The sequence below is a fragment of the Roseateles sp. P5_E4 genome (assembly GCF_054049255.1).
Map to the genome: position 1 here is coordinate 110,234 of NZ_JBFUMS010000007.1, position 24,385 is coordinate 134,618.

Here is a 24,385-nt window from a genome sequence, read left to right on the forward strand (position 1 = left end):
CGATCAGACTTGGCCATCCCCGCTGAATCCCGCAAGGCCATGCGAATCCACCCTCTTGTCATGCTGGCTGCCGGCGTTGCCGCGCTGAGCGCTTGCGGCAGGTCGGTCGATAGCCCCGCGGCAGCACCGGTGCCAGCATCGGCTGCTTCGGCATCCAAGGCGTCCAGCCCCTGGGTCGGCCGATGGCACGGCCCCGAAGGCACCTATCTGGAGATCACCGGCGGGCCTGGAACCTACAGCGTCACGCTGCAGAACCTGGATGGTCCACGCAGCTTCGACGCCAAGGCCGGCACCGACACGCTCGTATTCACGCGTGATGGCGTGCTCGAAACCATCCGCGCCGGCAGCGGCCCCGAGACGGGCATGAAATGGCTGGCCGACAAGCACGACTGTCTGATCGTGAAGAGCGGCGAAGGCTATTGCCGCGGCTGATCAGGCGATGCCGACGACCTTGTGCATCTGCACCGACAGCCGCCACTGCGGATGGGCCATGCAGTAGGCCACGGCCGCCTTGGTGTGCTCGCGCTGCAGCACCGAATCCATGGGCTGCAGGAAGAAGTTCTGGAAGTCCAGATTCGCAAACCGCTCCGGTTGGGCCAGCGGTTGCGGATAGACAAGCTTCAACTCGTGGCCCGAGGTCAGCACCAGCGGCGCATCGGCCTTGGGGCTGACGCAGATCCAGTCCAGCCCCGGCGGCGCGGGTTGCGTGCCATTGGTCTCGACAGCGACCTCGAAGCCGCGGGCGTGCAGGGCGTCGATCAGCGGCGTGTCCAACTGCAGCAGCGGCTCGCCGCCGGTACAGACGACGTAGGGACGACCACCGCCGGGCCATGCTTTGGCAATCGCATCGGCCAGCGCATCGGCAGTCACGAATTTGCCGCCGCCCTCGCCATCCGTGCCCACGAAATCCGTGTCGCAGAAAGTGCAGACCGCCGTCGCGCGATCCTGCTCGCGGCCGGTCCAGAGGTTGCAGCCGGCAAAGCGGCAGAACACGGCTGCGCGGCCGGCCTGGGCGCCTTCGCCCTGCAGCGTGAAGAACAGTTCTTTGACCGAATACGTCATACGGGGATCAATTCTTCGGAGTCAGCCCGGCTGACGATGGCACCCGAGCCGCGCGTCTCGTACAGGTCCACGCGGTCGATCTGCGGCAGTACCGCGCCGCCTTCGCGCAGCACCCAGGCTGCAATCGAGGCCACGTCACCGTCGGGCAGATTGGCAATCTCAAACAGCGGGTGATGGTCCAACCGTTTGAAGATGGGGTTGAACAGCGACTTCACGTCACCGAAGTCCACCGTCCAGCCCATCACCTGGTCCAGCGGCGCAGCCAGGTGCAGCCGCAGCGTGAAGGTGTGGCCATGGATGCCGGCCAGCGGATGGCCAACGGGCGCGTGCTTCATGCGAACGGCGCTGTCCAGCGTCATCTCCTTCCAGATGCGGTAGCTGCTGCCATTGAAGTTGGCGCCGCTGGAGCCGGTCTCGTAGACAGTCACCCAGCTCAGCTCCGGCAGTTCGGGCTTCAGCCTGTCCCACAGCCAGGCCGAGATGTTCTCGCTGGTCGGGTTCTGCAGCCCCGCGATGTCGTTCAGGCAGCGGTAGTTCAGCGCGAAGTGCAGTGGCGCCCAGACCTCGTCGAGGTGGTCGTAGTCGATGGACAGGTCGCGCTCGCCGAGGTCCGCATTGGCATGCAGGATGACCTCGAAGCCATGGCCATGCATGCGGCCGCACTGGTGGCCAGCCGGTACATTCGGCAGCTGGTGGGCGGCCTGGAAGCGGTAGCGCCGCCAGACATGGGCATGGCCGGCGCCGTCCAGGTCCACGCCACTGTGTTGGGTGCTTTGCACGCCCACCTGCACGATGCCGGGCACGTCCAGCCGCTGGCGCACCCAGCGCGCCAGGTTCTCGTCGGTGGGCTCGGCCAGGTGGTCGTTCAGCAGGGCATGATCCAGCGGCGCCACGGTCTCAGTCATGCGCGCACGCAGCGCCTCGACCTCACCGCCCGGAAAAGCAGGCCAGCGGGCGGGCAGTGCCGTGCGGACGGTGGCGAAATAGCTGTGGCCATGCAGGCCATGGCTGCGATGGGAGGCGGGCAGGGCGGGAATGCGGCAGGCCGACTCGAAGCCGGCCGAGGCACAGTGCAACACGGAAACTGACATGCCGCGATTGTCGCGCCCACCCCCAAAACCCTGCTTGACTTGAAGTGGGCTTGAGCTTTTAGTCTTCCCCGCCATGAATCTTGCTGACCCCATCGACGCGCCGGCCGGCGCGTCCGAAAAACTCTTTGCCCCTGGCCGCAGCGCCGCCTGCATCGGCGCCATCGCGCTGATCTCCATGCTGGCCTTCGAGTCCATCGCCGTCGCCACCGCGATGCCGGCCGTGGCCGAGGCGCTGCAGGGCCTGCCCTATTACGCCCTGGCCTTCGGCGCGACGCTGGCCACCTCGGTGCTGGGCATGACGGCGGCCGGCCAGCTCTGCGACAAGCGCGGCCCCTATCGCGCCGCGCTGGCAGGCCTCGCGGCCTTCCTGGTCGGCCTGCTGCTGGCGGGTTTTGCGCCATCCATGCCCGTGCTGGTGCTCGGCCGCGCGCTGCAGGGCCTGGGCAGCGGCGTGCTGGGCGTCACGCTGTATGTCGGCGTCGGCCAGGTCGTGCCGCAGCAACTCCACCCCAAGATGTTCGCGATGTTCGCGGGCGCCTGGGTCGTGCCCGGCCTGGTCGGGCCGGCGCTGGCGTCCTTCCTCGTGCAGTTCATCGGCTGGCGCTCCGTCTTCCTGGTCGTTGCGGCGGCCGTGCCCGTGGCGGCGTTGATGATCCTGCCGGCCCTCAAGCGTGTGGGTTCGGGCTCCGGTGACGAGCTGCGCTGGGGCGCGATGCGCTGGGCCCTGCTGGCCAGTGCGGGCGCGCTGACGCTGCACAGCGCCAGCCAGCAGAGCGGCGCCAGCTCGGCCTTGCTGTTCGCGGCCGGCCTGGTGGCCGCCGGCATCGCCGCCCGGCTGCTGCTGCCCGCCGGCACGCTGAGGGCGGCGCGTGGCCTGCCGACGGTCATCCTGCTGCGCGGCCTCATCGCCGCGACCTTTGCCAGCGCCGAGGCCTTCCTGCCGTTGATGCTGACCCAGCACTTCGGCTGGAGCCTGACCCAGGCCGGCATTGCGTTGAGCGCCGGCGCGGTCACCTGGAGCATCGGCAGCGCCTTGCAGGCTCGCGTGCAGCGGCCCGAATCGAGGCGCCTGTTGCTGCCGGGCGGCTTCACATTGACTGCGCTGGCACTGACCCTCGTCATCGCGCCGCTGCTGTTCGCCCTGCCCTCTGCGCTGGTCTTTGTGGGCTGGACCCTGGTCGGCCTGGGCATCGGCCTATCCTTCCCCATCCTCTCGGTGCTGCTGCTCAAGCTGTCGCCGCCGGAGCAGCAGGGCAGCAACACCTCGTCGCTGCAACTCTGTGATGCGCTGACCAGCAGTGCCGCGCTGGCCCTGGCCGGCCTGCTGTTCGACCCCGTTACGCGCCAGGTCTTGCCGGTGCTGCTGCTGGCACTGGGGCTCGTCACCGTCGCTGCCTTGATCAGCCCCCGAGCCCAACCCAACAACCACTGAAAACGCTTTCTGCTGGTGGCACACTGCGCCGTCTTCCGCGGGAGAGGTGCATGGGTTTCGTGACGACGCGCAGCATGGCCAAGGACTATGACGTCATCGTCGTCGGCTCGGGTGCCGGTGGCGGCCAGACGGCCTACACGCTGGCGCTGGAGGGCGTGAAGGTGCTGATGCTCGAGGCCGGCCGTCACTACGACTTTCGCACCGAGACGCCGATGTTCCAGACCAGCGCGGACGCGCCGCTGCGCGGTGCCGGCACGCCGGACAAGCCCTTCGGCTTCTACGACGCGACGGTGGATGGCGGCTGGCAGGTGCCCGGCGAGCCCTACACGCAAGCTTCCACTGACCCACGGCAGCGCTTCGACTGGTGGCGCTCACGCATGTTGGGCGGCCGCACCAACCACTGGGGCCGCATCTCGCTGAGAAACGGCCCCTACGACTTCAAGCCCCACAGCCGTGATGGCCTGGGCTTCGATTGGCCCATCGGCTACGACGACCTGGCGCCCTACTACGACAAGGTTGAGATGCTGGTCGGCATCTACGGTAGCAACGAGAGCCTGGAGAACACACCCGACTCGCCCGAGGGCTGCCTGCTGCCCGCGCCAGCGATGCGCGTGGGCGAGCGACTCATCAAGAAGCATGCGGCGACGCTGGGCGTGCCCGTCGTGCCCATCCACCGCGCGGTGCTGACGAAAAAGCTCGACGACGCCCGCATCCCCGCCCTGCTGCACCCCGGCAACCCGCGCGCTCAAGGTTTGGTCGCCCAGGCCATGCGCGACCGCGCCGCCTGCTTCTGGGCCACGCCCTGCGGGCGCGGCTGCAGCATCGGCGCCACCTACCAGAGCCCGGCGGTGCACCTGCCGCCGGCGTTGGCCAGCGGCAATCTGGACGTGCTCTGCGACGCCATGGTCTACGAGGTGACGACCGCCGGCGGCAAGGCCAGCGGCGTGCGCTTTGTCGACCGCAAGACCGGCAAGCACATCAAGGCCAAGGCCCGCGCCGTCGTGCTGGCGGCCAGCGCCTGCGAATCGGTGCGCATCCTGCTGAACAGCAAGCCGGGGGGCCTCGCCAACGCCAGCGGCAAGCTCGGCCGCTACATCATGGATACCGTTGGCAGCGACCTGTCGGGCCAGGTGCCGGGCCTGGAAGCCTTGCCGCCCCACAACGAGGACGGCGCCGGCGGCGGCCACGCCTATTCGCCCTGGTGGCTTTACCAGCAGCAGGGCCGCGACTGGCACAAGAAGCTGGGCTTTCCGCGCGGCTATCACATCGAGATCAGCACAGGCCGGCGCATGCCCACCTCGGGCACCGGCGCGGGCTTGGAGTGGCTGACCCAGGGCAGCTATGGCGCGCGCTTCAAGCAGGACGTGAGGCGGCTGTACGGCTCCTTCGTCCACTTCGCCGGCCGCGGCGAGATGATCCCCAACGAGCAGTCCTGGTGCGAAATTGACCCGACGGTGAAGGACCGTTTCGGCATCCCGGTGCTGCGCTTTCACTGGCAGTGGGCCGAGCACGAGACCCGCCAGGCTGCGCACATGCAAAGGACCTTTGCCGACATCATCACCGCCATGGGCGGCCGCGTGCAGGACGGCGGGCCGGAACTGGACGGGGCCAAGGCCATCGCGCCGGGCGGTTCCATCATCCACGAGGTCGGCGGCGCCATCATGGGCGCGGATGCGCGCAACTCGGTCACGAATGGCTGGGGTCAGACCTGGGACGTGCCCAACCTCTTTCTGTCCGACGGAGCGCCCTTCGCGTCCAACGCCGACAAGAATCCGACGCTGACCATCATGGCCCTGGCCTGGCGCCAGGCGGACCACATCGTCGAGCGCATGCGCAAGAAGGAGCTCTGAGCATGGACCGCAGACAGACCCTGCAATGGATGCTGGCCGCCAGCGCCGCCATGGGCGTGGAGGTGTCGGCCGGCGCTACGCCCGCTGCGCGCAAAGGCAAGGGCTATGGCACGGATCCTCAGCTCACCACGACCTATCGCAGCGGCAAGCTGTGGCCGCTGACCTTCACGGCTGATCAGGCGCGCGCCGCGCAGGCGCTGTGTGGCCTCATCATCCCGGCCGACGAATACTCACCCAGCGCCGCGCAACTCAAGGTCCACCTCTTCATCGACGAGTGGATCAGCGCGCCCTACCCAGATCAGGTCAAGGACAAGGACGTCATCGTCGCGGGCCTGGGTTGGCTGGACGCCGAGAGCCGCTTGCGCTTCGGCAAACGCTTCGCCGAACTCGATGTCACCGCGCAATCGCAGATCGCCGACGACATCTGCTGGGTGCAGAAAGCCAAGCCGGAGCACGCCGCGGCGGCGCGCTTCTTCAAGCGCTTTCGCGATCTGACGGCCGGGGGCTTCTACACGACGCCCGAGGGTTCGAAGGACCTCGGCTTCGTCGGCAATGTCCCATCCGTCACCTTCGACGGCCCCCCTCTCAAAGTCCTTCAGATCGTCGGAGTCGCCTGATGCGCCAACTTACCGCAATTGCCGCCAGCCTCGCTGTCGCCACCGCTGCCCACGCCGCCGACATGAATATCAACACGCTGAGCGCCGAAGAAACCGCCGCCGGCTGGAAGCTGCTGTTCGACGGCAAGACGCTGGAGAACTGGCGTGCGAGCGACGCGCCCGGGAGCTTCAGCGTCAAGGACGGTGCCCTCATCGTGCAGGGCCCGCGCTCCCACCTCTTCTACGTCGGCCCCGTGCAGCAGCACGACTTCAGGAACTTCGAGTTCAAGGCCGACGTGATGACCTTTGCCAAGGCCAACTCCGGCGTCTATTTCCACACCAAGTGGCAGGACGTCGGCTGGCCCAGCCTGGGCTACGAGGTGCAGGTCAACAACTCCCACAGCGACCCCAGCCGAACCGGCGGCCTGTGGGGCGTGCAGGACTTCCCCAAGGTCATCGCACCCGACGGCCAATGGTTCACGCTGACCATCCGCGTCGAGGGCAAGCACGTCACCACGTTCGTCGGTGCCGAGAAGACAGCCGACTACACCGAAGAGTCGCCCATCGTGCGCAAGAAGGGCTTGGAGCAGCGCTACCTCGCCAGCGGCACCTTCGCACTGCAGGGGCATGACCCTGAGAGCACGGTGCATTTCAGAAATATCAAGGTGAAAGTGCTGCCCTGAAGACCGGCGACCTTCAGCCGCACCTTGCCAGCCGCCGCCGGGCCCAAGGCAGCACGGCCAGGCCGGCCAGCATCAGGCCGTAGGTGGACGGCTCCGGCACGGCCGCGGTCATGAAATGGCCCGAGGCCGACGTGACCGTGACGCCCGTGGGCAGGTCCCAGTTGAAGCGGGCGGTGTGCGAGAAGTCTGCCACCGCGCCGCCTTCGGCGAACACGGACAGCGAGCCATAGATGTAGACCACCAGCGATTGGCCATGCGCCGGCACCAGGAAGGTGCTGCTGATCTCGCGTGAACTGTTCTTGGCGTCGAGCGTGATGGCGTTGCGCCAGCCCTCGGGGTTGGTACCGACATAGAAGCGACTGGTGGCCGAGGAGCCGCTCCACCATTTGCCGCGTTTGGTCTCGCCCTCGACCGACCAGCTCCAGCTGACCGGGTCGCCCGGGTCATGGCTCTCGTCGGCCTGCAGCGTGACCTTGTCGTAGAACCAGGCGTCGGCGCTGGTGCCCCAGTTGCACGACAGCATGTCGGGCCGGCAGCCCTTGATCAGCGTCGGGTTGTTGCTGGACCAGGCCAGGGCATGCAGGCTGCCCGTGTTCAGCGACGCCTCGGCGGAAGCCTGCACGTTCACGTTGGCAAAGCTGTTGCTGACGTGCGACTGGCCGGCACCGCCGGCGGTCTGGCCGCCCGCGCTGGCGTGAACACCGGAAGTGGCGAAAGGCTGACCGGCCGCCGCATTCGCGGTCAGCACGGCCGAAGCCAGCAAGAGGGGGGTCAAGAGCAGTTTCATGGTGGTGATGGCAGGGTTGTTGACGGCCGGAAGTGTGTTTTTCAGGCCATCCCGGCGCATCGCCCGCGAAGAGCCACGTGAGAGCCATGGCACTGTCATAAATGCATGGCTCCCCATGGGTGATGCGCCGCTGGCGCCTGCGGCCGACGATGCCGGCCACCACATCCCTGCCGGAGTTCTTCCCCATGCCTTCACATCCCACCGCCCCGACGCTGCTGCTCGCCCTCGCCGCCTTCAGCTTGCTGGCCGACACCACGCAAGCGCAAACCGCTCAGCAGCGCCGCCTCGTGCTCGACGTCGAACTGCTGCGCCAGGGCCCCGTGCAGGCCGGCGCGGACCGCGGCGAGCAGACGCTGAGCCAGCGCTGGCAGTTCAGCGCCCTGCTGCAGAGCGACGGCACACCCATCCCCTACAACCCGCTGGACCCCGACGATCACCGCCGCCAGGCCGAGGCCGCCCAGCGCGTGGCCGCGGCTGCCCCCGCCGCGCCCATGCCCGACTGGCGTGCCATGCAAGCCAAGGCGCAGGCGCTGCAGGCACGCTGCGGGCAGGACAGCGCCTGCCTGATGCGCGAGGCGTCGGCCTTGAGCGCGGGTGCGATGCCCGGCGTCAACCGCGGCAGCCAGGGCGTCATGCAGGGCTATGGCCAGGCGGTGGCCGCCTGCGAGCGCCAGCCTGCCGGCAAGGCCCGCGAGGCCTGCCGCGCCGACGCACGCCGCGCCGCCGGTGGCGGTGCCGATGCACCCGACGATAGCGGCCCGGCCACGCCTTACTTGCTGTTCACCGGACCGATGGCCTGCAACCTGCAGTTGAGCGCCAAGCTGGACGAGCGCGTGCAGGGGCGCTTCAACGATGTGCAGGGCGTTGTCCCCTTCACCGAGACGGCCCAGGGCAGCGAGACTCGCCGTGACGATGCGCCCTGCCCGACGCTGCAGGCCGTGCTGGACACCCGCAACGGCCGGGTCTGGACGGCGCTGGGCCTGGTGCCGCAGGATGTGCAGGGCGTGCAGACCCGCGAGGAGGCCAATCGCCGCAAGCAGCGCCACGAGGGCCGCATCGGCCTGCAATGGCGCGAGGCCCAGCCCTGGCTGCAGCAACGCCTCGTGCAGCTCAGTTCAGGGGGCCAGGATCAGGCGCGCCTGCCGGCCGGCACCGGTCAGGCGGAAATCCGGATGAAGTGGAGCTTCAGACCGACGTGACTGACGCCCCTCGTCCTGTCAGGCCTCGCTGAACGTGGGCCTGACCGGCCGGTCCCCCGAGGGGACGGCGATGCTCGCGGCTTCGAGCCGCGAGCACATCGCCAAACGCGGGCCGGCTAGGGAGCGGCCCGGCGCTCGGCCCGCAAGTTACGTGCTCGGCGGTGGCGGTGCGCGCAGGTCGCTGACGCGGCGGCCGCGCTTGCTGGCGGCGCTGCGCAGGTGCACCAGCGACTCCACGCGCTTGAGCAGTTCGCGGTCGTTCCAGGGCTTCTTGAAGATGCCGTAGACGCCCTCGATCTGGCCGACGCGGCCGTGCAGCTCGTCGTGGCCAGTGATGGCGATAACGGGCAGGTCTTCGGTGATCAGGCTGCCATGCACGTCGGCGATCAGCTCGAAACCGTCCTTGTTGGGCATCTCGAGGTCGGTGATCAGCACGGCGATCTCGGGCTTCTCGTCCAGTTGTGCCATGGCCTCGTTGCCGTCGTTGACCTGGACGACCACGAAGCCCGCACCTTCCAGCAGGCGCTTGAGCTTGGTGCGCACGACAGCCGAGTCATCGGCGATGAGCACGGTGGGTGGCCCCTCCGGCACCACGGGCGCGGGGGCGGCCGGCGGCTGCATCGGCGTAGGCGCCGTGACGAAGGCGCTGGCCATCGACGGGCCAGCAGTGGCTGAGCCAGGCAGCGGCGGCAACACCACAGGCGCGTTGGCGCGCTGGCCCCCTTGCGGCGGGCGTGGCGGCGGCGTGTATTCGCGCGGCGGACGGTAGTCGTCACGCTTGAAGGCGGCGATGAGCACGATGATGGCCAGCGGTATCGCGATCAATACCGGCATCAGATAGGCGCCCAGCAACTCCTGCAGCTCGTGAAACATCGACTCCATCCCCGGGGTGTAACAGCGGGCAGCCTAACACCCGCCACACGGTCACACCACCGAGGAAAGCCGGTAAGAGTGCACCCCTCGCCCGGTTTTGCGCGCTGAACGCGGGCAAACCCAGTCGGTCCCCCGAGGGGACGGCGATGCTTGCGGCATTGAGCCGCAAGCACATCGCCTGCGGGCCGGCTTGGGAGCGGCCCGGCGCCGGTCCGCGTTCCGTACCTCAATCCCGGCTGGAGACGCAGCCCCGGCCGTTCACGAGGCAGCGGGCGTAGCCGGCGTCGTTCTTCAGCAGGAACATCGCCCGCGCCGCGAAGGCCGAGTCGGCAAAGTCGGCGAACACGCCGTCCACGCCCAGCTCGTAGAAGGCCAGGTATTCGTTGACCGGGCTGCCCTGGTAGTCGCTGGCCAGGCGCTTTTGCTCACTGCGGAAGGTGTAGGGGTGCACCACCAGGCCGAGCTTGTGCGCGTTGGCGACGATGTCGCTGGCGGGCAGCAGCTTGCGGTCGCGCTCGTCGACCAGGCCGTCGCCGTTGCTGTCGGCACAGCCACCGCCCGCGGCCACCGTCTTGCAGGCGCTGGACATTAGGTAGACCTTCCACGGGCCGATGCCATCGGCATAGGTCTTCACCTCGGCCAGGCCGGCTGGCGTCAGCAGGTCCTTGAACAGGCCGGCGCGGCCGGACACGACCCAGTCGTAAGGCTTGTCATAGGGCTTGTTGAAGGCCAGGCTGCCGTCGGCATTGACGTCGTCGGCATCCACCAGCTGCACCAGGCGCAGGCTGGACTTGCTGCGCAGGTATTTCAGGTTGGCCGTCTCGAAGGACTGCACGATGACCGGCGCGCTGCGATGGTTCCAGCCAGCTTTGGTCAGCACGCGCAGCAGGCGGTCTTCCAGGGCCAGGCCGAGGCTCTGGTGATAGGTCGGGTGCTTGGTTTCCGGGTAGATGCCGATGCGCCGCCCTTCCTCGGCCGACTTGCGCTTCACGAAGGCGATGACCTCCTCCAGCGTCGGGATCTCGAATTGGCCATTGAAGGATGGGTCGCGGTCGGCCAGCGGCTGGATGGCGCGCAGCGTCTTGATCTCGGCCAGCGTGAAGTCGCTGGCGAAGAAGCCCGTCTCGGTCGCGCCATCGATGACGGCGGTGCGCTTGCGCGAGGCGAACTGCGGCAGCGAGGCGACGTTGGTCGTCGCGATCAGGTTGGGCTCGTGGCGGACGATCAGGTGGCCGTCCTTGGTCGCGACAAGATCAGGCTCGACATAGTCGGCACCCATGGCGATGCCCAACGCGTAGTTCTCCAGCGTGTGGTCGGGCAGATAGCCGGTGGCGCCGCCGCGGTGGCCGATGACCAGCGGCGCGTTCTCGGCGCGGCCGCGGTCATGGGCGGTAGCGCTGAATGACGAACTCAGCGAGGCGAGGGCGAGCAGGCACAGGCCGGCCCAGCGAAGGGGTTTGAACATCGGATGGCTCCTGGGTGACCGAGCGCCGCAGGGTAGGCGGCGGCGGTGACGAGGCCGTGAACCTGGAACCCCCTAGCTCCGCTGCAACTGCATCAAAACGTCAAGACGAAGCAGGCGCCGCCACCCGGCCGTTTGGCGTGGCGCACCGAGCCGCCAAGGCCATGCACCAGCTGGCGCACCACGGCCAGGCCCACGCCGCTGCCGCCCTCGCGCGTGGTGAAGAAGGGCGTGAAGATGCGGCTCTCCAGCCCCGGCGCCACGCCCGGACCGTTGTCGGCCACCGTCAGCCGCAGCCGTGCGCCGCGGCTCAGCCGGGCTTCGATCAGCAGCTCGGGCTTGGAATAGCCGGCGCAGGCCTGTAGCGCGTTCTGCGCCAGGTTGATCAGCACCTGTTCCAGCTGCGCCGCGTCCGTGCGCAGGGCCAGGCTTTCGGGTTCGACCACGATCCTGACCGCGCCGCCGGCCACTTCCCAGGCCGGCGCCAACAGCCGCTGCACCGCCTGCAGCAAGGGCAGCAGCGGCGTGTCGGCCAGCGTTGGCGCGGGCGGCTGGCTGACGCTGCGGTAGCGCTCGACAAAGGCCTGCAGATGCGCCGCCCGGCGCGCCAGCGTCGCCAGGGCCGCCTGCAGCTCCTCGTGCTCGCCGGCTTCCAGCAGGGCCGGCGCGCTGGTGGCGAGCGAGGCGATCGGCGTCAGCGAATTCATGATCTCGTGGGTCAGCACCTGCACCAGCTGGCGCCAGGCGGCCAGCGTCTCGGTCTCCAGCTCGGACTCGATGGGTGCCAGTGCCGCCAGCCGCCAGGCCTGGCCTTGCACCGTCAGCGCCGAGACGGCCAGCACGGCGCGCTCCTGGCCATGCTCGGTGGGCAGGGTGACGACGCGCCGGCCGGGGCCGGTGTCCAGCAGAGCAAGCAGCGCCGCAGGTTCGGCGGCTCGGCCCGGGGCGATGAGCCGGCGCGCGGCGGCGTTCAGCGCGAGAGGCGGTGTACCGGCCATGAGGCGCCACAGCGCGAGCGGGGCGTGTTCGAGTGCGGCATCCAGGTCCGGGCGCGGTGCGGGCGGTGGGTCGGGTGGGAGCGGCGTCGGCCGGTGGGCAAGGCGACTCAGTGCAGTCCACCCAATGGCAGCGGCGAGGCAGCCGGTCAGCGCGCAGGCGACGAGCAGGCGCGGGGCGTCCATTGAAGCGGCGGCGCCCGCCGCGCTTGCTGCCAGCCCCATCGCAGCCACCACGACACGGGTTCGTTCAAAGCCCATGCTTCTCAAGCCGTCGATACAAGGCCGCGCGGCTGACGCCCAACAGCTTGGCCGCCTGGCTGATATTGCCGTCGGCCTGTGCCAGCGCCGCCTGCACGGCCTCGCGCTCGCGCTGGGCCAGGTCCAACCCCTGCTCGGCAGGCGCAAGCGGCGCGGCGTTGAGGCCGAAGTCGTCCCACGCGAGCACCGGCCCGCGTGCCAGCAGCGTCGCGCGCTCGCAGGCCTGGCGCAGCTCGCGCACATTGCCAGGCCAGCGGTAGGCACAGAGCCTGGCCAGGGCGTCCGGTGTCACCTCGACGATGCGCTCCTTGGCGAACTGCGCGAGGTAGTGGCGCAGCAGCAGCGCGATGTCGCCGGCACCGCGCTCGCGCAGCGGCGGCACGCGCAGCACCACGGTGTTGAGGCGGTACAGCAGGTCGGGCCGGAAGCGCCGCGCGTCGAACAGCTCGGCCTCGGCCACATTGGTGGCGGCCAGCACACGCACATCGACCGGCACCGGCTTGTCGCTGCCCAGTGGCGTCACCTCGCGGCGCTCCAGCGCGGCCAGCAGCTTGGCCTGTTGGGCCAGTGGCAGGTTGCCGATCTCGTCGAGAAACAACGTGCCACCGGCCGCTGCGACGAAGCGCCCGGGCCGTGACTCGCGGGCGTCCGTGAAGCTGCCGCGGCGGTGGCCGAAGAGTTCACTCTCCACCAGTGCCTCGGGCAGCGAGCCCATGTCCACGGCCAGTAGCGGCCCGGCCGCACGCGGCGAGGCGCTATGCAGTGCGCGCGCCACCAGCTCCTTGCCGACGCCGTTCTCGCCCAGGATGAGCACGCTGGCTTCGCTGGCGCCGACTTGCGCGATCTGCGAGCGCAGGGATTGCATCGCCGTCGACTCACCCAGCAGCTCGCCCGCGGCAGGCGCGGGAGCACGTCGGGCCAGCGCCGCCTGCACGCAGGCCACCAGCCTGTCGTTCGCCCAGGGCTTGGTGATGAAGTCCACCGCGCCGCTCTTGAGCGCCTGCACGGCCAGTTCCACCTCGGCATAGGCGGTCATGACGACCACCGCCGGCGCGTTGCGGCGCGCCACCACCTCACGCAGCAGCGCCAGGCCGGCCACGCCATCGCTGGCGCCGGGTGTGAAGTTCATGTCCAGCAGCAGCACGTCGGGCGCCATCTCGTCCAGTGCGGCGGCCAGCTCGCGCGGGTCGTTGCGCACGGCCACCGCGCCCAGCCTGCGCAGCGCAAGCCGCGCGGCCAGGGCCACGTCGGGGTCGTCGTCGAGGATGAGGATGCCGGGCATGAGAGGGCGCGACTCTAAGCGGGGCCGGGGCTGCGGGGAAGGTGGTGTTCGGAAGCGGACAGTCGAGGTGTCCGCTTGCGGACGGTCGCCATGCCTTCAGGCCGCGTTGGCCTGGGAGAACGCGCCTGGCCCGCCTCTTGCAAAACCCGGGCATGACCCTGCTCCCCACCTCCACCGCTTGGCGCGGCGCCTGGCGGCAACTGCGCGCCGAACCCGGCCCGGCCGCCCTCGTCATCGCCGGCCTCGCGCTGGGCCTGGCGCTGACGCTGCTGACCGCCAGCTTCCTGCAGGACACGCTGTGGCCCGATGCCCGCCTGCCCGAGCGGGATCGCCTGGTCACCTTCGAGTGGCGGGTGCGCGGCCCCGGCGGCATCACGACCGACTGGTTCGGCGACGTGCCGTCCGTGCCGCTGCACGCCGCCTTGCGCGACACCGGCGCGCCGTTGGGGCCGATGAGCCGCGTGCTCTACACCTTTCTGCACGCGCGCGCCAGCGAGGCACAGGGCCAGCCCCGTGGCGTACGGCTGGTCATCGCCATGGCCGATCCCGACCTGCAGACGCTGCTGGGCCTGCAGCCGGTCGCCGGCGACCTGAAGGCCGCGATGTCGTCGCCCGAAGGCATTGCGCTGACGGAAGTCGCCGCGGAGCGGCTCTTCGGCACCGCGCAGGTCCTCGGCCGCACCTTCACCCTGTCCTTGCCGCCCGACCCCGAGGGGCACACGCCGGCCATGCAGTTCGCGCTGACCGTCAAGGCGGTGCTGCCCACGCCCAACATGAACGGCCCGCTGATCTACGACGCCATCGCCGGCTTCCAGGCACCGGCCGCCAAGGCCTACCTGGCGCGCTCCAACAACTGGTATCAGAACTCCGGCCGGCTGTTCGCACGCCTGCAGCCGGGCGCGACGGCCGAGCAGCTCAGCGACCTGGCGCAGCGCCTGGTCGACCGGCAACCCCTGCCGCCCGGCTTCCCGATGGACTTCCTCAAGGGGGGCGGCAAACCGGCCTACCTGCGCGCCCTGCCCGTGGCCGACATCGGCCTGCACGGCGCCGGCAGCCCACAGCGGCGCCAGCAACTGGCCGGCCTCGCCGCAGCATCGGCCGGCGTCCTGGGCCTGGCGGTCATCAACTTCGTCAACCTGTGGAGCGTGCGCACGCTCAGGCGACAGCGCGAGATCGGCCTGCGCAAGTCCCTGGGCGCGGGCGCCGGCCAGCTGGCCGTGCAGTTCTTTGCCGAGGCGGCCGTTGTCGCGGGCCTGGCCGGCGCGCTCGGAGTGCTGCTGGCCTGGTGGGCTTCGCCCACGGCGTCGGTGCTGCTGCAGCATCCCTTCGACGCGCCGGTGCTGTCGCCCGTCATGGCGGCGTTGACGGGCCTGCTGTGCCTGGGCATTGCAGGGCTGAGCTCGCTGCCGCTGGCGGCCATCGCGCTGCGTGTGCGGCCGGCAGAGTCGCTGGCCGGCCGCAGCCACAGCGAGGGCGCGGCCAGCCGCTGGCTGCGCCGGCTCATGACGGCGCTGCAGTTCGGCGCCGCCGCGCTGTTCGCGTCACTGGCGCTGACCGTGCTGTGGCAGGCCGAGCATGCCGGCGGCATGCCGCGTGGTTTCGAGCTGCAGGACCGCGTCGCCGTCGACCTGCCCTGGGAAGCGCAGCCGGCGCAGACGATGGCGGTGCTCGAGGAAGTCCGCCGCTGGCCCGAGGTCGTCACCGTGGCCGCCGCCGACGACGTGCCGGGGCGGGATTTTTCGAGCTGGTTCTCCGAGTTCAACCGCCCAGGCGCCCCGCCCATGAACCTGCGCACCGGCGTCGGCTTCACCCCTGGCTATCTGCAGGTCTATGGCATGCGGGTCATCGCCGGCCGGCTGTCGGCCGACCATGTCGCGGAGGTGGCGCAGAACGGCCTCGTGCTGGACCGCAGCGCCGTGCGCGCACTCGGTTTTGCCAGCCCCGAGGAGGCGATCGGACAGACGTTGGGGGTGTCCCCCAACTTCCACGATGGCAAGCCCGCCACCGTCGTCGCCGTCATCGAAGACATCCGCCTGGAAGGCCCGCGCAGCCCGCCGCAGCCGCACGCCATCTCGGCCGTAGCGACGCGCGGCGCGGGCGCCATCGGCGTGCACAGCCGTGACCCGCAGGCCACACGTCGCAAGCTCACGGCACTGCTCAACGAACGCTTTCCCGACTCGTTCATCGAGGCCCTGCCAATGCGCGACATGCTGCTGCAGAAGGTCGCAGAGGACACCCGCCTGGGCCGGCTCATCGGCTTCGCGGGTTTGCTGGCCCTGGCGCTGGCCGCCGTGGGCATCTACGCCCTGGCCGCCTACACGCTGCGCCGCCGCGAGCGCGAGATCGTGCTGCGCAAGCTGCACGGTGCCGGCCCCGGTGCAGTAGCGGGATTGCTGGCCGCCGAGTTCGTCGGCGTGCTGGCCGCCGCCTGCGCCGTGGCGCTGCCGCTGGCGGCCTGGCTGTCGCAGCTCTACCTGAGCGGCTTCGTCGAGCGCGCGCCGGTGGGACCGTTCTCGCTGTGGGCGCTGCTGGCCGCCGTCGCGCTGCTGACCGTGGTGACGACGCTGGCCGTGGCGCGGCACCTGCATGCGGCGCTGGCGCTGCGGCCACTCCAGGCGCTGCGTGGCTGACGCGCCAATGAGTGCCGCGCTCTCCGGCGCCGCCATGGACCGCCGCGTCGCGGTGCCCAGGCGCTACGGCCTGATCGTGCTGGCGGTCCTGGCTGCGCTTGCCGCGGCCTTGCTGCTGGTGCGCTACTGGCCGCGCGGTGTGGCGGTGGCGCGCGCCGACGTGGAAATTGCCGCCGTGAAAACCGGCCCCTTTCGCGACCTCGTCGTCGGCCGCGCCGTCGTGCAGCCGCTGCAGTCGGTGCTGCTGGACGCCACCGAGGATGGCCGCGTCGAGCAGGTGCTGGTGAAGGATGGCGCCAGCGTCGCGGCCGGACAGCTGCTCGTCGTGCTGAGCAGCACCCAGCGCGCCCAGGAGCTGATGGCGCGCTCCAGCGAGGCGGCGCAGCAGCTGGCCAACCTTGCCACCTTCCGCGCCGGGCTGGCCCAGGCGAAAGCCGCGCAGCGCCGCGAGCTGACGCAAGGCGAGTTCGAGCTGGAGCGCGTGCGCCGCCTGCACCAGCGCAACGTCGGCCTGGCCGCGCAGGGCTTCCTGTCGCCGTCGGCGCTCGAGGACTCGGCCGACAAACTGGCCATGGCCCAGCGCCTGCTCACGCAACTGCAGGCCGACGGCCGCGAGGAGCTGCGCACCCGGAAGCAGTCCGTGCAGGCCATGCAGCGCGCCGTCACCGACCTGGACCAGCGCCTCACCGCCATGCGCGCCGCCAGCGAGGGCCTGGCCGTGCGCGCACCGGTGGCCGGCCGCGTGACGGGCCTTGCGCTGCAGGTCGGCGAGAGCGTGCGCGCCGGCACCCGCATCGCGCGGCTGGACAGCCTGGGCCGCTTCAAGCTCGACCTGCGGCTGGACGAATTCCACCTCGGCCGCGTGCACGAAGGCCTGGCCGGCGCGCTGGCCCACGAAGGCCGCAGCCATGCGCTGCACGTCGCGCGCATCGACCCGCAGGTCAAGGACGGCCGCTTCACCGTCGAGCTGGCCTTCGACGCCGAGCCGCCCGCGCTGCAGGTCGGCCAGGGTCTGGACGTGCGCCTGACGCTGGGCCAGGCGCAGGACGCGCTGCTGTTGCCCGACGGCGGCTTCTACGCCGACACCGGCGGCGCCTGGGCCTTTGTGCTCGACTCGGACGGCCGTCATGCCCAGCGCCGCCCGCTGCAACTGGGCCGGCGCGCCGACGGTGTCGTCGAAGTGCTTGGCGGCCTGCGGCCCGGCGAGCAGGTCGTCGTCTCCCCCTACCGCGCCTTGGCGGGCGCTTCCGCTCTCGACATCCACTGACCATGTTCAAGCTCAAGCACCTTACCAAGACCTTCCACACCGGCGACATCGAGACCACCGCGTTGGACCGCATCGACCTCGACATCGAGGCCGGCGAATACCTCGCCATCACCGGCCCCTCGGGCTGCGGCAAGTCCACGCTGCTGGGCATCCTCGGCCTGCTCGACGCGCCGTCAGGCGGGGAGTACTGGTTCGACGGCCACAACGTGGCAGGCTGGAGCGAGAAGCAGCTCAACACGCTGCGCCGCGGCCGCATCGGCTTCGTGTTCCAGAGCTTCAACCTGATCGACGACCTGAGCGTGGCCGAGAACATCGCGTTGGCGCTGGAATACGGCGAACTGCCCGCGCGCGCTCGTCGCGAGCGCATCGCAGAGGTCATGGAGCGCCTGGGTATCGCCCATCGCGCCGGCCACCGGCCCAGCCAATTGAGCGGCGGCCAGCAGCAGCGTGTGGCGATCGCCCGTGCCATTGCCGCCAGGCCCGCGTTGCTGCTGGCGGACGAGCCCACCGGCAACCTCGACAGCGCCCATGGCGCGGAGGTCATGCGGCTGCTGCGCGAACTCAACGCCGAGGGCACGACGCTGGTCATGGTGACCCACTCGCTGGAGCACGCGGCGCAGGCGTCGCGAACGCTGCGGCTGCTGGATGGCAGGGTGGTGGTGGATGCGGTGAGTGCGGTGGGTTGATATTAGAGTGCGGCCGATGCCGCACGTTGCCGACACCGCGCTGACAACCCAAGCCCGCCGTTGGCTGGCACTGCGCAGCATGGCTTTTCTGCTGTGCGCCTTCCCGCTCGTGGTCGTCGTCTACCAGGGCCTGCCGTTTCCGGTCGGTCCGCACAGGCCGATGTTGTACGGCCTGGCGACCGCGCTGTTGCTGGCCGCGCTTGCGCGTGCCCTGATGCGCCGCGAGGGCCGGTCGCTGGCCGACCTTGGCCTCACGGTGTCGGCCCGTGCCTTCAGCCACCTGGGCCTGGGACTGGTGGCGGGCCTGCTGCTTTTCGCCGCGGCGACACTTGTCATGGCGCTGTGGCTGCCCGTTGAATGGCGGATGAAGGCGGCGCTGCTGCCGGCTTCTATCGGTGGCGCCCTGCTCTTTCACCTCCTGACCAATGCCTGCGAGGAACTGGCCTGGCGCGGCTACGCCCTGGACGGCCTGCTGCGCAGCCTCGGCCATTGGCCGGCGCAAATCATCGTGGCGCTCGTCGCGGCTGTCTTTCATGTGCTGTCCGGCTGGAGCTGGCAGGTTGCGCTGGTCAGCACGACGGCCGGTTCCTTGCTGTTCGGTCTGGTCTTCATCCGCTGGCGCAGCGTGCCGGCCGCCATCGGCGTGCATGCAGGCTGGAACTGGGCGCGCGACCTGGTGATGTCGCCCGACGGCGCCGCCGCGGTACTGGACGTGCGCGGTCCGCAGGCCTGGAGCCTGGGCCAGTGGGAGGTGGCACAGGCCGTCTATGTGGGCGTCACGCTGCTGGCCTGCGTTGCGCTGCTGCGGTCGCTGAACCGCCGGCCGCCTGCCGTGCTGGCGTGGACATAGCCGCGGCATTACGCGCGACTGTGGCATGTCAAGTCGCCGATCGCCGACAGCACCGCACATCTCCCCCGTCCGCCCTAACCCCAGCAGGCCGGCGCCGTCAATCGCCGCCTTTAGGATGCCGGCCCATGCACCCCCTAATTCAAGGCCTGCTTGGCCTGATGCTGCTCGGGGCGGGTCTGGCCCGCGCCGACGCCGGCGTGGGGCCGCTGGAGGTGCAGTTCCGCAGCGTGACAGTGCCGCAGAACTCGGTGCCGGCGATCTCGCAGGACCGGGCCGGGTTCATGTGGATCGCCACGAGCAAGGGGCTGACGCGCTACGACGGCTACCGGCTGCGGCCCATCGAGCAGGCCGGTGACACGACGGCCAAGCGCAGCCTGGGCTGGGTGCGGGCACTGGCGCCAGCGGCCGACGGGCGCATGTGGATAGGCACGGAGTTCCAGGGCCTGGTGGCCTACGACCCCGAGCAGGACCGCGTCGAAAGCCATGGCAGCGCTCAGGGCGGCGCGGGCCCGCAGCCGCCCATCCGCGCGCTGGCGGCGGCGCCGGACGGCGCCATCTGGGTCGGCACCCTGGGCCAGGGCCTGTACCGTTACGACCCGGCGGCCAAGCGATTCGAGGCCCACGAGCTGCACTGGCACGGCCAGGCCGAGAAGCGGGTGCTCGCCTTGCGAGTGGGTGCCGACGGGGTCGTCTGGGCCGGCCACTGGCGCGGCCTGGGCCGCTTCGTGCGCGGCGCCTGGGAGGACCTCGCCCTGCCCGGCCTGGAACGGGGCATGCCCGTGCTGGCCCTGGCCGAGGATCGCGGCGGGCGCATCTGGCTGGGCACGCAAGACGGGCATCTGGGCGTCGTCGAGCAGGGCCAGGTGCGCTGGGTGCAGACGCTGGACATGCCCATCAACGCGCTGGCGGAAGGCCCGGACGGGCGGCTCTGGGTGGGCGGCAAGGTTGGGCTGTTCTGGGTCAACCCGGCCAGCGGCGCCATCGAGGCCCGGCTGCGCCAGGACCCGCGCCGCGCGATGGGCCTGGCGGGCAACGACATCAGCGGCCTGCTGCGCGACCGCAGCGGCGCGATGTGGGTCAGCGGCTATGGCCTGGGCGTGCAGCGCCACCTCTCCCACCCGGCCCTGGCCGTGCGCGGCCCCGATGCCGACCTGAACAGCCCGCTGGCCGAGGCCGATGTGCGCGCGGTGCTGGCGCTGAAGAACGGCGAGGTGCTGGCACCGACGCAGACCGGCCACATCGCCCGCCTGGACGGCCGCCCGGGCCGCGACCTGGCGACGCTGGGCGAATGGCCGCGCGAGCGGCGCAGCGTCGTCGAGCTCATGGCCGAGGCGGGCGACGGCAGCCTGTGGATGGCCGCGGCCGGCCGCCTGGAGCACCGCGCCGCCGATGGCCGCCTGCTGCGCGACTGGGCGCTGGACGGCGGCCGTGCCCAGCAGCTGCTGCTGCGCGCCGACGGCAGCATCTGGCTGGGCATGCAGGAGGGCCTGTACCGCCTCGCCGGCGATGGCGCCGCAGCGCTGGAGCGGGTGCATCCGCTGAGCGGGCCGCTGCACGGTGGCGTCTATGTGTTGAGCGCCGCGCCGGACGGGCGCCTCTGGGTGGGCGGCCAGCAGGGCCTGTTCCGCGAGAGAACCGCTGGCCAGAGCGGCCTGGAGGTGGTGCCACAGGCACCCGCCGAGTCCCTGGCCAGCCCCATCGTCATGAGCCTGCTGTGGGGGCGCGACGGGCGGCTGTGGGTGGACACGCCGGTCAGTGGCCTGCACCGCCTCAAGGGCTGGGACGGCGAGGGCCGCGCGCGCTTCGAGCGCATCAGCGAGCGCCACGGCGTGGAGGGTGTGTTCGGCGGCAATCTGCACGAGGACGCGCAGGGCCGCATCTGGAGCCAGCTCTATGTCTACGACCCGGCGGCCGACCGCCTGGACAGCTTCGGCAGCGCCGAGGGCGCCAACTTTGGCAGCTTCTGGTTCTTTGCCAGCACCGAGCTGCCCGGCGGCGGCCTGCTGTTCGGCGGCAGTCGAGGCCTGCTGCGCGTGCTGCCTGACGCCTACCGCGCGCAGCGCACCAGCCCGCCGCTGGTCGTCAGCGGCCTGCGTGTCAACGGCCAGCCCTGGGAGCAGCCCCGCAATCTTCTGGACGGCCTGAAACTGCCGCCCGGCAAGCGCAGCCTGTCCATCGAGTTCGCGGCGCTGGACTATGCCGACCCGTCTCGGCTGCGCTACGAATACCGCCTGGAGGGCCTGGACAGCGACTGGACGCGCGTCGACGCCAGCGGCCGCAACCCCAGCTTCGGGCCGCTGCGGCCCGGCCACTACACGCTGCAGGTGCGCGCCACGGCCCACCACAGCCTGTGGGGCACCGAGCAGCTGCAGCTGCCCATCACGCTGGAGCCGGCCTGGTGGGAGACCACGTCGGCCCGCATCGGCGGCGGGCTGCTGGCCCTGCTCGCCATCTGGGCCTGGATGCGCTGGCGCACGCGGCTGCTGCGCCGCCGTGAGGTCGAACTCAAGGCTCTGGTGGACGAGCGCACGGCCGAGCTGCGCGAGTTGAGCCTGACCGATGCACTGACAGGTCTGCGCAACCGCCGCTACCTCGAGCTGCGCCTGGACGACGACCTGCGCCTGTGCCTGCGCCGCTTCGAGACCCCCGGAATTGAAGGAGCGGGCGAAGGTCCCGGCCCGGATGCCGACCTGCTGCTGATGCTGCTGGACCTGGATCATTTCAAGCGCGTCAACGACGTGCATGGCCACGCGGCCGGCGACGCGGTGCTGGTGCAGGTGGCCGAGCGGCTGCGCCAGGTTTTTCGCGAGACCGACTCCCTGGTGCGCTGGGGCGGCGAGGAAATCCTGGTGCTGGCCCGCGAGACCGAGCGGCGCGATGCCGCCGAGCTGGCCGCGCGCGTCTGCGCCGCGGTGCGCGACCAGCCCTTCGAGATCGGCCTGGGTGAGACCGTGCACGTGACGGTGTCCGTCGGCTTTTGCGCCTTCCCGCTGGACCCGCGCCACCCGCGGCTGTGGGACTGGCGCGCCTGCCTGGCCCTGGCCGATTCGGCGCTGTACGCCACCAAGGCCCAGGGCCGCGACGGCTATATGGGCGCCATCCGCGCCAATGGCCTGTCGCCGCGCGAGGCGCCCGACGGCCTGGCCGCCTGGCGCGGTGAGAAGCGGCTGCAGGTCGCACGCAGCGCCGCGGTCGACGACGCCGTCAGCCCAGCCTGAACAGGGTTTTCAGCGCCGCCGGCAGCTCGGCGCGCCAGGCCGCCTCGTTGTGGCCCGCCTCGGCGGCGATGTGCAGGCTCAGCTGCTCGGACGGCATCTGGCGTGCCAGCCGCTTGTGCATCTGGCGCGTCTGCCCCGCCATGCTGCCGCCTTCCCGGCCGCCGCAGTAGAGGTGGATGCGCGTGTCGGCCGGCAGCCGGGCCGCAGCGGTCGCTTCGAAGAGCTGGGGCGCCGCCCAGTAGGACGGGCTGAACAGGCCATAGCGGCCGAACACCTCGCCATGGCTCAGCAGGGCCGCATGGCTGATGAGGCCGCCGAGCGAACTGCCGATCAGCGCCGTGTGCTCGCTTCGGGGCCGCGTGCGCCAGCCGTTGTCGATGAAGGGCTTGACCGTGTTGACGATGAAGTCGAGATAGGCCGGGCCCTCGGCCTTGCCGAGTTCCTTGTGGTCGTAGGGCGCCATCTCGCTGTTGCGCTTTTCGGCGCCGTTGTCGATACCGACGACGAGGGCCTCGAAGCCGGTCTCCTTCCCCAAGGCTGCCATCGTCTCGTCCACGCCCCATTCGCCGGCAAAGCCGGTGGCCGCATCGAACAGGTTCTGGCCATCGTGCATGTAGATGACCGGGTAGCGACGCTCGGGCTCGCTGTCGTAGCTGGTCGGCAGGCACAGCCGCAGCGTGCGGCTGCGGGCGAGGCCCGGCATGGCCAGCGGCTCGGGCAGCACCTGCACGCTGGGCAGGGCCGTCGACGGGGCGGCCCATGCAGGCAGACAGCTCATTAGGGGCAGGGTCAGCAGCAGGCGGCGTTGCATGGTGGGTGTTGGACACTCAAGGCATGAAGACCCCGCACGCTATCCGAACCGCCCTCGCCCTGCTGCTCGTCACGTCCTCGGCGATGGCCGCCGGGCTCGACGCCCAGGAGCAGCAGATCGTCGCCAACGTGAAGCGCCACACACCCGACGCGCTGAAGCTGCTGGAGCGCAGCGTCCTCATCAACAGCGGCACGCTGAACCCGACCGGCGTGCGCGAGGTGGGCGCTGTCTACGCCAAGGCCTTCGAGTCCATCGGCTTCAAGACGCGCTGGGTCGACATGCCGGCCGAGATGAAGCGCGCTGGCCATCTGGTGGCCGAGCGCGCTGGCGACAAGGGCAAGCGCGTGCTGCTGATCGGCCACCTGGACACCGTCTTCGAGAAGGACAGCCCGGTGCCGCCCTGGCAGAGCGACGGCAGCAAGGTGCGCGGCCAGGGCGTGTCCGACATGAAGGGCGGCGACGTCATCATCCTGCTCGCGCTGCGGGCGCTGAACGACGCCGGCGCGCTGGATGGCCGCACCGTGCGGGCCGTCTTCACCGGCGACGAGGAGCGTGTCGGCAGCCCCGCCGAGGTGGCGAGGGCCGCGCTGATCGACGCCGCAAAGCAGAGCGACGTGGCCCTGGCCTTCGAGGGCGCCACCAAGGACGAGCAGGGCCGCGACGCCGCCACCATCGGCCGGCGTGCCTCGGGCGGCTGGCATCTCAACGTCACGGCACGCACCGGCCATTCGGCAGGCGTGTTCGGCAAGGATGGCTACGGCGCCGTCTATGAGGCGGCGCGTGTGCTGAACGCCTTCCGCGAGCAGCTCATCGAGCCCGACCTGACCTTCAATGCCGCGACGATCGTGGCCGGCACCAGCGCCAAATGGGATGACAGTGAAAGCCAGGGCCAGGCCTTCGGCAAGACCAATGTCATCCCGCGCGACGCCCAGGTGCGCGGCGACCTGCGCTACCTGACCGCCGAGCAGGGTGCGAAGGCGCGTGAGCGCATGCAGGCCATCGTCGACCAGGCCCTGCCCGGCACGCGCTCGAAGATCAGCTTCCACGAAAGCTACCCGCCGATGGCGCCCACGCCGGGCAATCTGAAGGTGCTGGAGGCCTATTCCCAAGCCAGCGCTGACGCCGGCCTCAATGCCATCGTGCCCTTCCCGCCCGGCCTGCGCGGCGCGGGCGATGTGCAGTTCGTCGCGCCACTGATCGACAGCCTGGACGGCCTCGGTGCCGCGGGTGGCGGTGCGCACACGCCTGACGAATGGCTGGAGATCGCCTCCATCGAGCGTGGTGCCATCCGTGCGGCCTTGCTGATCTATCGACTGACTCGATAGGGCATCGACTCAGGCAAAACCCCCG

At 70.4% G+C, this 24,385-nt stretch carries 20 protein-coding genes; 12 read left to right on the forward strand and 8 right to left on the reverse strand.

Annotated features, from left to right (window positions below):
• The first annotated feature begins 39 nt into the window (after positions 1 to 39).
• Positions 40 to 432 (forward strand): hypothetical protein, encoded by a 393-nt coding sequence (locus tag ACXJLH_RS15120; RefSeq protein WP_457444954.1) that lies wholly within the window; start codon positions 40 to 42, stop codon positions 430 to 432.
• On the opposite strand, the gene queE is transcribed toward ACXJLH_RS15120, so the two are convergent.
• Both queE and ACXJLH_RS15130 read right to left on the reverse strand, forming a co-directional pair.
• Positions 433 to 1,062 (reverse strand): 7-carboxy-7-deazaguanine synthase, encoded by a 630-nt coding sequence (gene queE, locus ACXJLH_RS15125; RefSeq protein WP_457324095.1) that lies wholly within the window; start codon positions 1,060 to 1,062, stop codon positions 433 to 435.
• Positions 1,059 to 2,153 (reverse strand): 6-carboxytetrahydropterin synthase, encoded by a 1,095-nt coding sequence (locus tag ACXJLH_RS15130; RefSeq protein WP_457444956.1) that lies wholly within the window; start codon positions 2,151 to 2,153, stop codon positions 1,059 to 1,061. The genes queE and ACXJLH_RS15130 overlap by 4 nt, the downstream gene beginning before the upstream one ends.
• Before the next feature lie 73 nt (positions 2,154 to 2,226).
• On the opposite strand from ACXJLH_RS15130, the gene ACXJLH_RS15135 reads away from it, so the two are divergent.
• From ACXJLH_RS15135 to ACXJLH_RS15150, 4 genes are read left to right on the forward strand one after another with little or no spacing between them, the layout of a single operon-like run.
• The gene (locus ACXJLH_RS15135; protein WP_457444958.1) at positions 2,227 to 3,585 is read left to right on the forward strand and encodes an MFS transporter; all 1,359 of its coding nucleotides are present in this window, start codon (positions 2,227 to 2,229) and stop codon (positions 3,583 to 3,585) included.
• A gap of 50 nt (positions 3,586 to 3,635) precedes the next feature.
• Positions 3,636 to 5,435 carry a GMC family oxidoreductase gene (locus tag ACXJLH_RS15140; RefSeq protein ID WP_457444960.1) on the forward strand — a complete coding sequence of 600 codons (1,800 nt, stop codon included), beginning with the start codon at positions 3,636 to 3,638 and terminating at the stop codon, positions 5,433 to 5,435.
• Between the two features lie 2 nt (positions 5,436 to 5,437).
• On the forward strand, positions 5,438 to 6,052 hold the full coding sequence (locus tag ACXJLH_RS15145; RefSeq protein WP_457444962.1) for a gluconate 2-dehydrogenase subunit 3 family protein: 615 nt from the start codon (positions 5,438 to 5,440) through the stop codon (positions 6,050 to 6,052).
• On the forward strand, positions 6,052 to 6,714 hold the full coding sequence (locus ACXJLH_RS15150) for a 3-keto-disaccharide hydrolase (RefSeq protein ID WP_457353352.1): 663 nt from the start codon (positions 6,052 to 6,054) through the stop codon (positions 6,712 to 6,714). Before ACXJLH_RS15145 ends, ACXJLH_RS15150 begins: the two co-directional genes overlap by 1 nt.
• 13 nt (positions 6,715 to 6,727) lie before the next feature.
• On the opposite strand, the gene ACXJLH_RS15155 is transcribed toward ACXJLH_RS15150, so the two are convergent.
• Positions 6,728 to 7,501, reverse strand: coding sequence for a PEP-CTERM sorting domain-containing protein (locus ACXJLH_RS15155; RefSeq protein ID WP_457444964.1), 774 nt, complete (start codon positions 7,499 to 7,501; stop codon positions 6,728 to 6,730).
• Positions 7,502 to 7,686: 185 nt separating this feature from the next.
• Between ACXJLH_RS15155 and ACXJLH_RS15160 the strand changes: the two genes are divergently transcribed.
• Positions 7,687 to 8,700 carry a hypothetical protein gene (locus ACXJLH_RS15160; RefSeq protein ID WP_457444966.1) on the forward strand — a complete coding sequence of 338 codons (1,014 nt, stop codon included), beginning with the start codon at positions 7,687 to 7,689 and terminating at the stop codon, positions 8,698 to 8,700.
• Positions 8,701 to 8,847: 147 nt separating this feature from the next.
• Here the strand turns inward: ACXJLH_RS15160 and ACXJLH_RS15165 are convergent, their stop codons facing one another.
• The 4 genes from ACXJLH_RS15165 to ACXJLH_RS15180 form a co-directional block, all read right to left on the reverse strand.
• Positions 8,848 to 9,573, reverse strand: coding sequence for a response regulator (locus ACXJLH_RS15165; RefSeq protein WP_457319764.1), 726 nt, complete (start codon positions 9,571 to 9,573; stop codon positions 8,848 to 8,850).
• A gap of 226 nt (positions 9,574 to 9,799) precedes the next feature.
• Positions 9,800 to 11,038 carry a glycerophosphodiester phosphodiesterase gene (locus ACXJLH_RS15170; protein ID WP_457353358.1) on the reverse strand — a complete coding sequence of 413 codons (1,239 nt, stop codon included), beginning with the start codon at positions 11,036 to 11,038 and terminating at the stop codon, positions 9,800 to 9,802.
• 92 nt (positions 11,039 to 11,130) lie between these two features.
• Positions 11,131 to 12,291 (reverse strand): sensor histidine kinase, encoded by a 1,161-nt coding sequence (locus tag ACXJLH_RS15175; protein WP_457444967.1) that lies wholly within the window; start codon positions 12,289 to 12,291, stop codon positions 11,131 to 11,133.
• Positions 12,281 to 13,573 carry a sigma-54-dependent transcriptional regulator gene (locus ACXJLH_RS15180; protein WP_457444969.1) on the reverse strand — a complete coding sequence of 431 codons (1,293 nt, stop codon included), beginning with the start codon at positions 13,571 to 13,573 and terminating at the stop codon, positions 12,281 to 12,283. The genes ACXJLH_RS15175 and ACXJLH_RS15180 overlap by 11 nt, the downstream gene beginning before the upstream one ends.
• 152 nt (positions 13,574 to 13,725) lie before the next feature.
• Here ACXJLH_RS15180 and ACXJLH_RS15185 point away from each other — a divergent pair, with 152 nt between their 5' ends.
• The 5 genes from ACXJLH_RS15185 to ACXJLH_RS15205 all read left to right on the forward strand — a co-directional run bounded on the left by ACXJLH_RS15185 (position 13,726) and on the right by ACXJLH_RS15205 (position 22,224).
• Positions 13,726 to 16,203: an FtsX-like permease family protein gene (locus ACXJLH_RS15185; protein WP_457444971.1), complete on the forward strand. Its 2,478-nt coding sequence runs from the start codon at positions 13,726 to 13,728 to the stop codon at positions 16,201 to 16,203.
• A gap of 7 nt (positions 16,204 to 16,210) precedes the next feature.
• A complete protein-coding gene (locus tag ACXJLH_RS15190) occupies positions 16,211 to 17,470 on the forward strand; it encodes an efflux RND transporter periplasmic adaptor subunit (protein ID WP_457444973.1) in 1,260 nt (419 codons plus the stop codon).
• A 2-nt stretch (positions 17,471 to 17,472) separates the two neighbouring features.
• Positions 17,473 to 18,156 (forward strand): ABC transporter ATP-binding protein, encoded by a 684-nt coding sequence (locus tag ACXJLH_RS15195; protein ID WP_457444975.1) that lies wholly within the window; start codon positions 17,473 to 17,475, stop codon positions 18,154 to 18,156.
• 16 nt (positions 18,157 to 18,172) lie between these two features.
• Complete coding sequence (locus ACXJLH_RS15200) at positions 18,173 to 19,006, forward strand: CPBP family intramembrane glutamic endopeptidase (RefSeq protein WP_457319781.1); 834 nt, start codon at positions 18,173 to 18,175, stop codon at positions 19,004 to 19,006.
• Positions 19,007 to 19,131: 125 nt separating this feature from the next.
• The gene (locus tag ACXJLH_RS15205; RefSeq protein ID WP_457444977.1) at positions 19,132 to 22,224 is read left to right on the forward strand and encodes a ligand-binding sensor domain-containing diguanylate cyclase; all 3,093 of its coding nucleotides are present in this window, start codon (positions 19,132 to 19,134) and stop codon (positions 22,222 to 22,224) included.
• Here the strand turns inward: ACXJLH_RS15205 and ACXJLH_RS15210 are convergent.
• A complete protein-coding gene (locus ACXJLH_RS15210; protein ID WP_457444979.1) occupies positions 22,211 to 23,035 on the reverse strand; it encodes an alpha/beta hydrolase in 825 nt (274 codons plus the stop codon). The genes ACXJLH_RS15205 and ACXJLH_RS15210 overlap by 14 nt on opposite strands.
• Positions 23,036 to 23,058: 23 nt before the next feature.
• Here ACXJLH_RS15210 and ACXJLH_RS15215 point away from each other — a divergent pair, with 23 nt between their 5' ends.
• Positions 23,059 to 24,360, forward strand: a complete 1,302-nt coding sequence (locus ACXJLH_RS15215) for a M20/M25/M40 family metallo-hydrolase (RefSeq protein ID WP_457444981.1) — start codon at positions 23,059 to 23,061, stop codon at positions 24,358 to 24,360.
• The last annotated feature ends 25 nt before the right edge of the window (positions 24,361 to 24,385 follow it).